The sequence below is a fragment of the Sorangium sp. So ce448 genome, from assembly GCF_051520915.1.
GTDB classification, from domain to species: Bacteria; Myxococcota_A; Polyangia; order Polyangiales; family Polyangiaceae; genus Sorangium; species Sorangium cellulosum_B.
In genome coordinates this window covers 8,085,297-8,097,997 of sequence record NZ_CP150343.1, presented here as the reverse complement: position 1 = coordinate 8,097,997, position 12,701 = coordinate 8,085,297, and the positions used below count along the sequence as shown (strand labels likewise).

At 71.1% G+C, this 12,701-nt stretch carries 7 protein-coding genes; 2 read left to right on the top strand and 5 right to left on the bottom strand.

Annotation, left to right across the window (positions count from 1 at the left end; all coding sequences use genetic code 11):
* Positions 1 to 58: 58 nt before the first annotated feature.
* A complete protein-coding gene (locus WMF45_RS30525) occupies positions 59 to 6,124 on the bottom strand; it encodes an AAA family ATPase (RefSeq protein ID WP_437708494.1) in 6,066 nt (2,021 codons plus the stop codon).
* Positions 6,125 to 6,258: 134 nt separating this feature from the next.
* Positions 6,259 to 7,344 (bottom strand): P1 family peptidase, encoded by a 1,086-nt coding sequence (locus WMF45_RS30520; protein ID WP_437719597.1) that lies wholly within the window; start codon positions 7,342 to 7,344, stop codon positions 6,259 to 6,261.
* A 490-nt stretch (positions 7,345 to 7,834) separates the two neighbouring features.
* On the opposite strand from WMF45_RS30520, the gene WMF45_RS30515 reads away from it, so the two are divergent.
* Positions 7,835 to 9,112 carry a PAS domain-containing protein gene (locus WMF45_RS30515; RefSeq protein ID WP_437708492.1) on the top strand — a complete coding sequence of 426 codons (1,278 nt, stop codon included), beginning with the start codon at positions 7,835 to 7,837 and terminating at the stop codon, positions 9,110 to 9,112.
* Positions 9,113 to 9,174: 62 nt separating this feature from the next.
* Positions 9,175 to 10,170, top strand: a complete 996-nt coding sequence (locus WMF45_RS30510; protein ID WP_437708490.1) for a quinone oxidoreductase family protein — start codon at positions 9,175 to 9,177, stop codon at positions 10,168 to 10,170.
* 67 nt (positions 10,171 to 10,237) lie between these two features.
* Here the strand turns inward: WMF45_RS30510 and WMF45_RS30505 are convergent, their stop codons facing one another.
* The 3 genes from WMF45_RS30505 to WMF45_RS30495 form a co-directional block, all read right to left on the bottom strand.
* Complete coding sequence (locus WMF45_RS30505; RefSeq protein ID WP_437708488.1) at positions 10,238 to 11,224, bottom strand: HTTM domain-containing protein; 987 nt, start codon at positions 11,222 to 11,224, stop codon at positions 10,238 to 10,240.
* A 4-nt stretch (positions 11,225 to 11,228) separates the two neighbouring features.
* Positions 11,229 to 12,017 carry a DUF5819 family protein gene (locus tag WMF45_RS30500; RefSeq protein ID WP_437708486.1) on the bottom strand — a complete coding sequence of 263 codons (789 nt, stop codon included), beginning with the start codon at positions 12,015 to 12,017 and terminating at the stop codon, positions 11,229 to 11,231.
* A gap of 236 nt (positions 12,018 to 12,253) precedes the next feature.
* Positions 12,254 to 12,652, bottom strand: coding sequence for a hypothetical protein (locus tag WMF45_RS30495; RefSeq protein ID WP_437708484.1), 399 nt, complete (start codon positions 12,650 to 12,652; stop codon positions 12,254 to 12,256).
* Positions 12,653 to 12,701: the final 49 nt, after the last annotated feature.

The following is a 12,701-nucleotide window of genomic DNA, read 5'->3' as shown; positions in this document are numbered from 1 at the left end:
GCGACCCGTCACGAGCAAACGGCGCGGAGCTGCGCCCCCCTCGGCCCCCGGTGAACGCTCACGCTGGCGCGAGAAAGGTGCCCTGGCCTTCCGTCTCCGCCTCCGGCGGGCGCAAAGGCAGCTCGACGATGAACGCGGCGCCCGCGCCCGGCCTGCTCTCGACGCGGATGGTGCCACCGTGGGAGGTGACGATCCATCGAACGATGTAGAGGCCGAGGCCGAGACCGCCGAAGTTGCGGACGGAGACGGCGCGCTCGAAGCGCTCGAAGATCCTGGCCTGATCGGCCTCGGCGATGCCCATGCCATGATCGCGGACGACGAGCACGGCGCGAGCGCCCTCGCGGCGCACGATGACGTGAATGAGGCCTCCCGCGCCGTACTTGATCGCGTTGGACAGGAGGTTGATGAGGACCTGCTCCATGCGAGACGGATCCCAGTGTCCCATCACGGGTTCGTCCAGCTCGAGCTGGGTCCGGCAGCGGGCGTCGGTGAGCTGCTGGTGCATCCGCTCGACGACCTCGCGCGTCAGGGCCGCCAGGTCGAGGGGGGCGCGCGCGAGGGTGAGCCGGCCGGCGTTGAGGCGGGTGACGTCGAGCAGCTCGTTGACCAGGTGGCCGAGGCGCGCGATCTGGCGGTTGAGGAGCTGGATGGCGGCGTCGATGCGCTCCGGAGCGACCTCGGCGCGCTGGAGGCGGGGCAGGAGCCGGGCGAGCAGGTGGGCTTGCATCGTGAGCGAGGTGAGCGGTGTCTTGAGCTCGTGGGATGCGACGAGGAGGAACTCGTCGCGGCGCTCGATCGCCTGCTGGGCCTCGGCGAACAGGCGGCTGTTGTCGAGGGCGAGCGCCGCGCGGAACCCGAGCTCCTCGGCGAGCCGCAGGTCGGAAGAGCCATAGCGGGGTCGGGGCGCGGTCGCCAGCAAGGTCATGACCCCGAAGCGCCGGTCGCGCGCGAGGAGCGGAACGCGGAGGAAGGAGTGAACGCCGAGCGGCTCGAGGAGAGGCGCGGCGCGGACGTCGCCTATCTCGGGGCGGTCCGGCGACGTCGCCGCCAGAGGCCGCAGGGCGTCCGTCACCGCGCCTGCGAGCTCGGCCGGCATGCCCGCGGTGACCGCCCGCCCCGGTGCGTCCTGGGCGAGGTCCACGTCGATGACGCACCGGTCGGCCAGCGCCGGCAACGCGAGCTGCGCCACGCTCTCGAGGGTGGCGCCGTAGCCGAGGGCCATGAGCTTGCGGCTCGCCTCGGCGAGGAAGCGCTCGGCGAGCTCGGCGCGCTTGCGCTCCGTGATGTCGGTGCAGATGCCGCAGAGCACGCCGGGCATCACGCTCTCGCCGAGCGGGAACTTGAGGGACAGGTAGATGCGCGGCTCGCCCTCTTTCGTCGTCACCTCCTCCTCGAACTCCATCGGGTCGCCCGCGTCGAGCACCCGCCGGTCGTTGTCTCGGAGGACCTCGACGTCCGCGCCCTGATAGAGCTCGGCGTCGGTCTTTCCGAGGAGCTCATGGCTCGGCACGCCGGCGACGTTCCCTGCGTGGCGGTTGGCGAGCAGATACCGGCCTTCGCGATCCTTGAGGAAGATGGCCGCGGCGGAGTTGTCGACGATGGCCTGCAGCGTCACCTGGTTGGCCTTCAGCGCCTGCTCCGCCCGGCGCCGCTCGGCGTTCTCCTGCTCGATATCGGCATAGAGCATGGCGTTCTCGAGCGAGATGGCCGACTGCGAGGTGAGCAGCTCGAGCACGGTGAGCCGCCCGGGGGTGAACGCCCCGGCCACGAGCCCGTTCTCCAGGTAGAGCACGCCGAGCAGCCGGCCCTGCCGCATGATCGGGAGACACAGCACCGATCTCGGCCTCTTGCGGCCGAAATACTCGTCCTCCGAGAACGGGTGCCGCCCGGAAGCGTCGTCTAGCAGCACGCGCTCGTGGCTGCGGAGGACATAGTTGAGAATGGATTGCGGCAGCGCCGCCGACGCCTCGCCCGCGTCGAGCAGCCGCGCCGCGCTGCCGGACGTCGAGCGCGACGTCGCGATCGCCGCCGCCGTCGACAGGCGCTCCTCCCGGACCAGGAGCACGACCCCCTCTCCGGCGCCCGCGTGCTCGACCACGATGCGCAGGAGCATCTCGAGCAGGCGCGGGAGCTTGAGCTCGCCCGAGATGCCCTGAGAGGCCTTGACGATGGAGAGGACGTCGAACTGCTCGGCGCGTACGGCGAAGGTGACGGTGGGGGCGATCGGCTTTCGCTCGACGAGGAAGGGATACCGCTGGTCGAGCTGCTCGACCTTGGCGTGGGCGCCCCAGCGGAAGTAGGCGGCGCGGGCGTCCCGCAGGTAGGCGCCTTCGGGCGTGGACAGGCCGCGATCGCGGTAGAACCGGGCGGCGAGCTCGCAGGCGATGGCCTCGTGCTGGACGAAGCCGTTCTCCCGCGCCGAGGAGATGGCCTGCTCGTAGAGCCGGATGGCCTCGGGCTCGCGCCCGAGGAGCCGGGCGATCTCGGCGCGGACCAGGGCGTGTTTGTGGAGGAAGTTGTCGGGGCAGCTCGCGGCCCACTCGCCGAGCTGCCGCTCGCTGTCGAGGAGGCCCTCGGGGAGCTCCTGCGCCGGCGACCGCCGCGCTTCGTGCGGCGTGGGCGGCTCGGGCGCGCCACCGCCGGCGCCGACGAGCGCCGCGAGCGATAGCGCGTGAACATAGCGGTTCTCGGCGATGAGCGCGTAGGGCTCTCTCCTGAAGGGGTGATCGACGATCACGCGCGTCGCCGCGGCGAGCGCCTCTCCGTGAGAGCCGAGGACGAAGAGCGCCCGGGCCTTCATGCTGAAATGGAGGCCGCGGGCGCCCCGCATATCCCCCTCGTCGAGCCGCGCCTCGAAGGCCGGCGGGTCCAGCTCGGAGCCGTCGAGCGTGGAGAAGCGGACCGGCCTCCCGCGCAGCGTCTGGATGACGGCGTGGGCGCTGGCCAGGACGCCGTAGGCGAACGCGTAACCGGCCTTGCGCACGAAGCGGCTGCGCTCCTCGACCTCGTGGAGGACGTCCTCCAGCGGCTCGCCGGCGAGCAGCGGGAAGAGCGGGGCCCAGACGCAGTTGAAGCAGGCCATGCGCATATCGCCGGACTCGACAGCGGCGCTGAACCCGGCGCGCGTGAAGGGGTACGTCTCCCGGTAGTGGCGTGTCCAGAAGAGGACTTGCTGTCCGAAGAGGGTGAATACCAGCGACTTCACGGTGAGGAGCTCGCTCCTGTCCGCGAGGTCGTAGCCGAGCTTTCCGAACTTGTAGGCTTCGCGGTATCGCCCGAACCGCGGGCCGAACATCCGCGCGAAGGCCGCGTACGCGTGGGCGGAGCTCTCGGCGTTGCCGTAGCGCAGGCTGAGCTTCACCTGGCGCAGGACGATGAGGTAGTGCAGGTCGTGGTCCACGAAGATCGCGGGGCCGGCCACGCTTTGCAGCACCGCCATGACGACCTTGCACTCCGGATGATCCATGGGGGGCAGGCGGAGCAGGTCCTCGATCGCCCGGTCGCCCAGCGCTTGCCAGAGGCTCTCGGTCTCTTCTTTGACCTGTGCGTCGGTGGGGTGGAGCGGAAGATCGATATCCGAGGCGCGGAGCCACGCGAGCGCGAGGTCGACGGCGTGGTCGGACCGCCCCCGGGTCTGGTAGAAGCTCACGGCAAGCTCGACGACCGCGGCGCGATCGAGCTCGCTCCTCGTGCGCCTCAGGAGCTCCTCGAGCAGCCGCTCGGCCTCGTCGGAGCTGCCCGTGGCGTAGGCGGCGTGGGCGCGCTCGAGGCTCAGGGGATAGGCCAGATCATACCGAGTCTCCCAGCGCTCGCGTGGATCGTGCGCGAGGAGGGCCATGCCCGCGGCGAAGAGGGCGTCGGCGGACTGGTAGGCGGCGGCGGCCTTGGCCTTCCTGCCCGCGCGGAGGTTGAGGGCGGCGAGCTCGTCGCGCTCGGCGCGGGAACGGAGGAGCGCGGCGCCGCGGTTGAGGTGGCTCACGATGTCGAAGAGCGCGTCCTCGCGCTCTTCGGCGCGCTGCGCCTTCAAGAGCAGCTGACCGATGCAGAGGTGCACCTCGGCGAGCTGTTCGGGCGGGATGAGCGAATGAGCGGCCTGCCGCACCCGGTCGTGGAGGAAGCGATAGGCGCTGTCCCGGCGGAGCAGCAGCCCCTCCCGCGCGGCCTCCTCGAGCGCCTCGCGGAGCTCCTCCGCCGGCCTTCGCGCGATGATCGCGAGGGTGTCGAGGTCCACGCTGCCGCCGAGGCAGGCGGCGAGCTTGAGGGCGTCGCGCGTGGCGACGGGGAGCCGCTCCAGCTTGCCCACCATCAGCTCGGCGACGTTGTCGGTGAAGCCCTTGTCGCGGATGGCGGCGATGTCCCACCGCCATGCGCCCTCATCGGTGTCGAAGGTGATGAGTCCCTCGTCGTGCAGGGTGATGAGGAACTGGAGCACGAAGAAGGGGTTGCCGCCGGTCTTCTCGTAAACCAGCCGTGAGAGCGGCTCGACCTCTGCTTCGGCCGCGTGGACCGCCTCGGCGACGAGCGCACCGACATGGGCGGCGGAGAGCGGCTCGAGGACGATGTCGCCGACGGTCGCGCCGCGCTTCTGCACCTCGGCGAGCGTGAGCCGGAGCGGGTGCGCGGGGCCGACCTCGTTGTCCCGGTAGGCGCCGATGAGCAGGAGGTGCGCGTCGCCGGCGAGGGTGGCGAGCTGCTCGAGCAAGAGGAGGCTACCGGGGTCGGCCCATTGCAGGTCGTCGAGGAAGAGGGCGACGGGGTGCTCCTTCCGTGCGCAGGCGGCGACGAAGCGCTGGAGCGTGGCGAGCAACCGGCTCTGGGCCTCGGCGGGCGGGAGCTCGGGCACGGGGGGTTGCGGGCCGAGGAGGCGCTCGATCTCCGGGAGCATGTCGGTGAGCAGCGCGCCGCTCGCGCCGAGGGCCTCGCGGAGGCGCTCTCGCCAGCGCTCGAGCTGCTGCTCGCTGGCGCCGAGGATCTCCTGCATGAGGCCCCGGAAGGCGTGAAGGAAGGGGCGGTAGGGGACGTCGCGCTTGAGCTGATCGAACTTGCCGGAGAGGAAGGAGCCGCGCTCGCGCACGACGGGCCCGTGCAGCTCGGCGACGAGCGAGGACTTGCCGATCCCCGAATAGCCCGAGACGAGGAGGAGCTCTGGCCGGCCGTTCGCGACGACGCGCTCGAACGCGGCGCGCAGGGCCTCGATCTCGCGCTCGCGGCCGTAGAGCCGCTGCGGGATCTGGAACCGATCGGAGACGTCGCGCAGTCCGAGCGGGAAGGGGTCGATGGCGCCGCGCCGGCGCAGCTGGGAAAAGCACGCGTCGAGGTCGTGGCGCAGGCCGAGGGCGCTCTGGTAACGCTCCTCGGCGGCCTTGGAGAGCAGCTTGAGGACGACGGCGGAGAGCTGGGGTGGAATCGAGGGGACGAGCGCGTGAGGCGGCCGCGGCGCCTGGGCGATGTGGCAATAGACCCACGCGACGGGGTCGCTGGCGTGGAAGGGCAGGGTGCCAGTCAGCAACTCGTAGAAGGTGACGCCGAGGGAGTACAGATCGGTCCGCTCGTCGACGCGGCGGTTCATGCGGCCGGTCTGCTCCGGCGCCATGTAGGCGAGCGTGCCCTCGATGAGCCCGTCGTGCGCGAGCTCCTGTGCCCCGCGGGAGGAGAGGGAGGCGATGCCGAGATCGGTGATCTTCACCTCGCCGGTGTCGGGGTTGTAGAGCAGGTTCTGAGGCTTGATGTCCTTGTGGATGACGTGGTGTCGGTGGAGCTCGGCGAGCGCGGCGGCGAGGCGCAGGGCGAGGGGGAAGAAGCGCTCGATCGACATCGGGCGCATCGGCCCGTCGTCATCGAGCAGCCGGTCGAGCGAGCGCCCGCCGAAGTCCTCGAGGACCAGCGTCACCTGGTCGCGGAACGGCTCGATTCCGCAGGCCTTGACGACCGCGGGCGACTTCAGCGTCCTGGCGACCTCGAGCTCGTGCTGGAGCCTGCCGAGGGCGCGGGGGCTGGCGTGGTCGCGCCGCAGTGCCTTGAGCACCACCGGCCGGCCGTCCTCCTCGCGCCGCGCGCGGTAGAGGATCGTGTCCGCACCTTGGTGCAGCACCCCCAGCACGCGGTAACGTGGACTGTCGGTCATAGAGGGAGGGTGTCCAAAGCCGGATCGGCCCCGGAGGCGCCCCGTCGATTCGTGATGTTGCCAAAAGCGCCTCGCTGCGCCACGGGAAACGGCGGCGAGCTCTCGCGCCGGCCCGCCCGCGGCGGTCTCTTGCGTCATGCAGGGCGGGAGCGGCCGGGCGGCCGCTGGACGCCGTGCCTCGACAGCACCTCACGGACGCGATCCAGCGGAATGGCCTCCACGGTGCGACCGCTCCCCGTGGTGGTCTCGGCCGTGAAGAGCGAGCTGTAGATGGCCTCCTCCGTCGCCTCGATCACGGCCTGGAAGAGGGGGGACGTCTCCTGGTTCGAGAGCTCCGTGATCGCGATCCGCTTCGCGCCGGAGCGGCGCCGCACCGAGGCGCTCGTCGAGAAGGCGATCGCGTAGTCGCCGGAGCCGTTCGCGCCGGAGGATCCGGTGCGCGCGAGGCCCAGGATCGCGCGGGCAGCGAGCCGCCCGAGGTTGCGATCCGACAGCGGCGCGTCCGTCGCGACGAGGATGAGGATGGAGCCGTCTCCCGCCGCCGCCTCGACCTGCGACCGGAAAGCGTACCGGCCGAGCTCCTCGCCGACGGGCGCGCCCATCACCTGCAGCACGCCGCCGAAGTTCGACTGGACGAGCACGCCGACGCAGGCCCCGCCGAGCGACGCCGGCAGCACCCGCGAGGCGGTGCCGATCCCCCCCTTCCATCCGAACGCGACGGTGCCCGTGCCCGCGCCGACGCACCCCTCCGGCGTGGGCCCCTCCCGCGCCGAGCCCAGCGCCGCGCGCACGTGCTCGGCGGTGATCGGGCGGAGCCGGACCGCGTTGAGCACGCCGTCGTTGGTCTCGCCGACGACCGGGTTGAGCGAGCGCACCTCCTCCATGCCCGGCTGCGCCAGCATCCATTCGACGAGCGCGTCGGCGGCCCGGAACGCGCAAAGCGTGGTCGTGAGGAGAATGGGAGTCTCCAGCTCACCCAGCTCCCGGACCTGGGTCGCGCCGACGAGCTTGCCAAACCCGTTGCCCACGTGGATCGCCGCGGGGACGCGATCGAGGTAGAGGTTCCCCCCGTGGGGGAATACGGCGGTGACGCCCGTGCGGATCGCGTCTCCCTCGATCACCGTCGCGTGCCCGACGCGCACGCCGCCCACGTCGGTGATCGCGTTCAGCGGGCCCGGATCGAAGATGCCAGGCGCGACGCCGAGATCACGCGCGCGCACGGCGTCTCCCGCGGGCTCCGTGGATCCGGGCGCGAACGGCGCCCTGCCCGCCTCGTCCGGGCAGCGAGCGATCGGGCAGCGGCAGGGCGAGGCGGCCGGGAGCGGCGTGCGGCCCGGTGACGGCAGGCGGCCGAGAGAGGGTTTCGGCATCCACGGGGAGCATCGAACTCATCGAACTCATCATCGATAGAAACGGTATCAACCTCCGTGCCAGGCGCGCCGGATGCCGCCCGATCAGGCCGTGTCCTTGCCGGTGCACCGCGAGCGGCCCGAGCAGGGGTTCGAGCCGAGGCCGCGCGCCTGAACAGGGTTTGATCAACCATCGTTCTTTCGGTGGAGCTACGGCGCTACCTGTACGGAATTGTTAGATATGTCACATGGTGGTGAGCGCATCACGATTCCCGGAGAGCGCGTTGAAAGGTTGGGGTATTCGACGGGTCGTCCGGCCCGGAGAACGCTGGGCCGCTCGTGTCGCGTAGAAGGATCCCGCATGACCCTAGATCTCGATGGGCCCGGCCCGCACGTCGGCGCCGGCCCCCTGCCGCATACCGGCGTCGACCCCCTGCCGCTCCTCTGCGCGCTCCCGGTAGCCGCCGCTGTCTTCGATGCAATGGGAGCGCTCCGGTGCGCCAATCCCCGCCTGGAGCAGATCCTCGCGGAGGGCGCGCTCCCCGTCTGGCCGGTGTCCCTCGCGCTCGCGCCGGCCGTCCTGCCCGCGTCGCCCGAGGGGCTCCCCGGCGAGGCGCGGGAGGTGCTCGCAGCCATCCGCGCCGTGCTCGAAGGCGAGCGCGAGCAGGCCGGCATCGCGCTCCGGGGCGGCGCGCCCGGCGCGCCGTCCTGCGAGATCTCGGTCACGCAGCTTCGCGTCGACGGCGCGCGCGGCGCGCTCGTCTGCGTCCACGACCCGGCTGCGCCGCGCTGCGAGCCAGCGACGGTGCCTATCGAGAGCTTCCTCGACACCATCATCGAGCACGTGCCGGTCTCGGTCTTCATCAAGGAGGTGACGGAGTTTCGCGTCGTCCGGATGAACGGCCACTACGAAAAGGTCTTCGGCGCCCCCCGGAGCGACGTTCTCGGCAAGAACGTCTTCGACCTCTTCCCGCATCGACTCGAAGAGGCCAGGTGGCTCGATCGCATGGATCGCGACGTGATCGAGAAGGGTGAGATCGTGGACATACCCGAGTCGCGCATCGCCACGCCGACCGGGGAGCGGTGGCTTCACATGGTGAAGGTGCCACTCAAAGACGAGCACGGCGTCTGCCGTTATCTCCTTGTCATGATCGAGGACATCACGGAGAAGAAGCGCGCCGCGGAGGCGGTGCAGAAAGAGCTCGCGTGGTTCGCGACGCAGCGGCAGCTCCTCGACGTCATCCAGGAGCTGTCCACGCCGGTCATCCCGGTCCACGAAGGCATCCTCGTGGTGCCCCTCGTGGGGACCATCGACCCCGCCCGCGGCGCCCAGCTCCTGGAGACGCTGCTCCAGGGCATCGAGCGCCACAGGGCCGAGACGGTGCTCATCGACATTACGGGCGTGCCGGTCCTCGACGCCGATGTGGCTGCCCGCCTCCTCCAGGCCACGCGGGCCGCCGCGCTCCTCGGCGCCACGTGTGTCCTCGTCGGGGCGTCACCCGACGTCGCCCAGACGCTGGTCGCGCAGGGGATCGAGCTGGGCAACCTCCTGACGCAGCGCGATCTCCAGGCCGGCATCCGGTATGCTCTCGCCCGTCAGGGAACAGCGATCGTCGAGCGGCGGCGCGAGCGTCGCTGATCTCACGCCGCGGCTCGCCCGGCGCCAAGCTACGCCGGCATCGCTCGAGAGGACTGCAACGCATGAAGGCAATCGGAATCCATCACCATGGCGACGCCTCGCAGCTCGTGCCGCTGGAGCTGCCCGACCCGGCGCCCGGACCTCACCAGGTGAGGGTGCGCGTGATCGCGTCGTCGGTCAACCCGGCGGACATCCGGGCGCGCTCGGCGGCGCCCGGGCCGCGCCGCATCGAGCGGCAGTTTCCGCTGGTGCTCGGTTACGACGTCTCCGGGATCGTCGACGCGGTCGGCCCCGGCGTCGACGATCTCGCGGTCGGAGACGAGGTGTTCGGCTCACCCAGCCTGTTCGGGCAGGGCGCGAACGCGGAGCGGGTGGTGGCCGACAGCCGCACCCTCGCGCGCAAACCGGCGGCCCTCTCCCATGAGCAGGCTGCATGCCTGTCGCTCGCGGGCGTCACGGCCTGGGAATGCCTCTCGCGCGCGCGGCCCGCGCTCGGCGCCGCGGTGCTGGTCACCGCGGGCGCAGGCGGCGTGGGCCATCTGCAGCTGCAGCTCGCGCGTCACCTCGGGCTACGGGTGGTGGCGACCGCCAGCCGACCCGAGTCGACGGCGCTCTGCCGCGACCTCGGCGCGGCGGTCGTGCTCGATCACACGACGCAGGACGTGGGCCAGGCGTGCCGGGATCTGACCGGTGGGGCGGGCGTCGCGGTGGCCTTTGACAACGCCGGTGGCCGCGCGCTGGATCAGGCGCTCGACGCCGTGGCGCCGATGGGCACCGTGGTGAGCATCGTGCCGACGCCCGCGCCTGTCGCGGACCGGCTGTTCATGAAGGCGGCGTCGCTGATCTATCATGTGATGGGGGCCGCCACGATCTGGCGGCTCGACCCGCACGCGCAGGGCCGCGCGCTCGCCGCGGTGGCGGAGCTGGCGGCGCAAGGCCACGTCAGGCCCATCGTCAGCGCGAGCTACCCGGTGCGCGAGCTCTCGCAGGCGCACCGCGCGATCGAGTCGGGCCGCACGATCGGGAAGATCGCGATCCGCGTGGCGGAAGGCTGGTGAAGCTGGGCGGGGATCGCTGGGAGGCCGGGGGGAGATAGGGCGGGCGCTCGAGCGCGCCCGCGCCGCGCTACTTCGTCTGGATCCGGCGCGCGGGCAGGAGGCGCCGGAGCGACGGCGCCTCGAAGGACACGAGCCGCCTGGCGAACGCGCCGATCGCCCGGTACTCCGCGTCCGCGATGAGCGCCAGCTCGACGCTGATCATGAATACCGCGAACGTGCCGAGCCCCATCATGACGGCGATTCCGGCGTGGAACAGGAACGCCGCGGCGAGCGAGAGCCTGCGTGTGTGCCGGTTCAGGGCGAACAGGAACGGGAAGCTGAGCTGGAACCCGACCGTCGCGTAGGTCAGCGCCGTCACCACAGCCACGCTGCGGGAGAGGCTGTCGCTGTGGCCGGGCCACGTGAACTCGCCGACGCGGGTGATGTAATAAAGGGCCGTCCCGTTCTGCCACAGCTCCCCCTGCACCTTGTAGAGCCCCGCGACCCCGTAGACCAGGCACACCTGGACGGCGCAGGCGAGGATCGCCGCGTTGTGGAGCATCCCCTTGATCCGCTGGAGCTCCCCGCCGCGCTCCCGCTGCGCGCGGAGGCGATCGGCGTCGAGCGAGAAGTACGCGCCGAGCTCGGCGAAGATGCCGTACAGCAGCGCGAGCCGGACGAGGTTGTCGCCGCCGTCCAGCAGGACGGGGTTCCGCTGATGCAACGACCAGAGCCCGACATACGTGAGCAGCGACATGAGCCGCGTGCGGAAGCCGATCACCCACAGCGCCGCGAACAGCATGGCGAGGTGGAAGACGACCTCGAAATAGAGCGGCGACCTGCTGAGCAGGTAGATCGAGAACGCGCCGGTGCGGTGGGCCTCCTCGAGCGACCGCGCGAAGGGCCACACCCCCTCGGGGCCGTAGAGGTAATGGCGCTGGAAGTAGTTGGCCAGGTAGAGGTGGAGGATGGTCAGCCCGGCGACGATCCGGAAGAGGCTGGCCCCGATCAGGCAGCGCTCTCGGCTCGCGAGCTCCACGATGCGGTGCCAGCGTGCGTTCAGCTTGCTCAGCATGGCGTCACCTCTCCTCCGCGGCCGCCGCCCGGAGGGCCACGGGCGCCTGGTGTCTGTCCTCGGTCGTCGCGTCCAGCGGCGCCACCGATCGATACGGAGCCCAGTCGAAATCGTAGTACGTCAATTCACCCTTCGAGTCGGGCAGGTCGCGCCTGGAGAAGCGCGGGAATTTCAGCACCGCCAGGCGGAGCCGCACCGCGGCGGTGCGGCCCGGGCCGTACAGGCTGTCACAGTGCGCGGAGCCGGCCCGCTCCAGGACGCTCTTGCCGAGCTGAACGCCGGCGTCCTGCTCCTTCTTCACCTGGTCCCTGAGCGTGTCGACCACCTGAGCGTCGGGCGCCTCGGCGCCGCCCCCGCCCGCCTGCGCGCGCGTGCGCTGCTGATCGAGCTTCTTCGCCATCTGCAGCGACGTCGGATCGACGGTGTAGATCATGCGCGCCGCGCCCGTCACCGATCGTCCGAGGCGCGTCGCGGGGCCGAGCCGGTTCTCCCGGTGGGATTCCCAGTAGGGCGTCGTGATATCGGTCCACCCGGTCTCGGTCGTGCTCCCGTCCGGCTCGTGCAGGCGGCAGGCGACCATCACGAGGCGCGTGTCGGTGATGGGATCGGGGGCGAAGAGGTGCCAGTTCTGCTCGAAGAACGGGTTCATGTACCCGCTGATGAGCCGCGCGAAGCGGAGCTGGAGCGGGTTCTGCGGCGTCAGGTAGGCCAGCGTCATCGCGAAATGAAAGCAGAGCGCCGCCGCGATCAGCGCGGGCGCGGACGTCGAGAGCACACGGAGTAAACGGCGCATGGTTTCGTCCATCCCGGGTTCGGGGGTCGTCGGAGAGAAGGCCGCGCGCGGCAGGAGCGCCGCGCGCGGCCCGTGGAGGCTCCGGCCCCAGCGGGCCGGCCGGGGCGGCCTGTGGCCGCCGGGGTGCGGAGCGGGGCGGAGCCCCGAGGAAACCAGCCAGGTCTGCCCGCGCGAGGCCGCGGTGGAGCGGCGCAGAGGTCCGGCCATTGCTGGCCGGACCTCTGGCGGGCGGGACGCTAGTTGTCGAAGAGGATGTCTGCCTGACCGGACGCCGGCGCGTCGTTCAGCGCGATCCTCCCCCAGCCTCCGTGGCCGTAGCCACGGCCGTGGAAGCCCCCTGCGTTGGCCATCCCGACAGCGACGTTGCCGTTCCCTGCCTGCGCGACCGACGTCTGGGCGACCGACCCCGAGGTCCCGATCGCGATGCCCGCGATGCCGATGTTCGTCGAGGTGGCCACGTTGGCCCCGGGGTACCCGGAGTAGTACGCCACCTTCTCGGGGATCCCAGCGCTCGCGTCGGCGTCGACGACTGAGCGACCCTTCAGGCTCGAGGTGGCGGGCGTCGCCGCCTGCGCCATCGCCACGCCGACGAACAACGACAACCCAGCGACCGCGGTGATGATCTTTCGTGTCATGTTCTTCCTCTTTCGTTCGATCTCGTGATGGTTGATGGTCAGAGAGGCC

What these genes read in the sequence shown, in the direction of transcription:
- WMF45_RS30510 (WP_437708490.1), top strand. Translation starts at nt 9,175, where the DNA reads ATGAAGGCAATCGGAATCCATCACCATGGCGACGCCTCGCAGCTCGTG.
- WMF45_RS30515 (WP_437708492.1), top strand. Translation starts at nt 7,835, where the DNA reads ATGACCCTAGATCTCGATGGGCCCGGCCCGCACGTCGGCGCCGGCCCC.
- WMF45_RS30500 (WP_437708486.1), bottom strand. Translation starts at nt 12,017, where the DNA reads ATGCGCCGTTTACTCCGTGTGCTCTCGACGTCCGCGCCCGCGCTGATC.
- WMF45_RS30525 (WP_437708494.1), bottom strand. Translation starts at nt 6,124, where the DNA reads ATGACCGACAGTCCACGTTACCGCGTGCTGGGGGTGCTGCACCAAGGT.
- WMF45_RS30505 (WP_437708488.1), bottom strand. Translation starts at nt 11,224, where the DNA reads ATGCTGAGCAAGCTGAACGCACGCTGGCACCGCATCGTGGAGCTCGCG.
- WMF45_RS30495 (WP_437708484.1), bottom strand. Translation starts at nt 12,652, where the DNA reads ATGACACGAAAGATCATCACCGCGGTCGCTGGGTTGTCGTTGTTCGTC.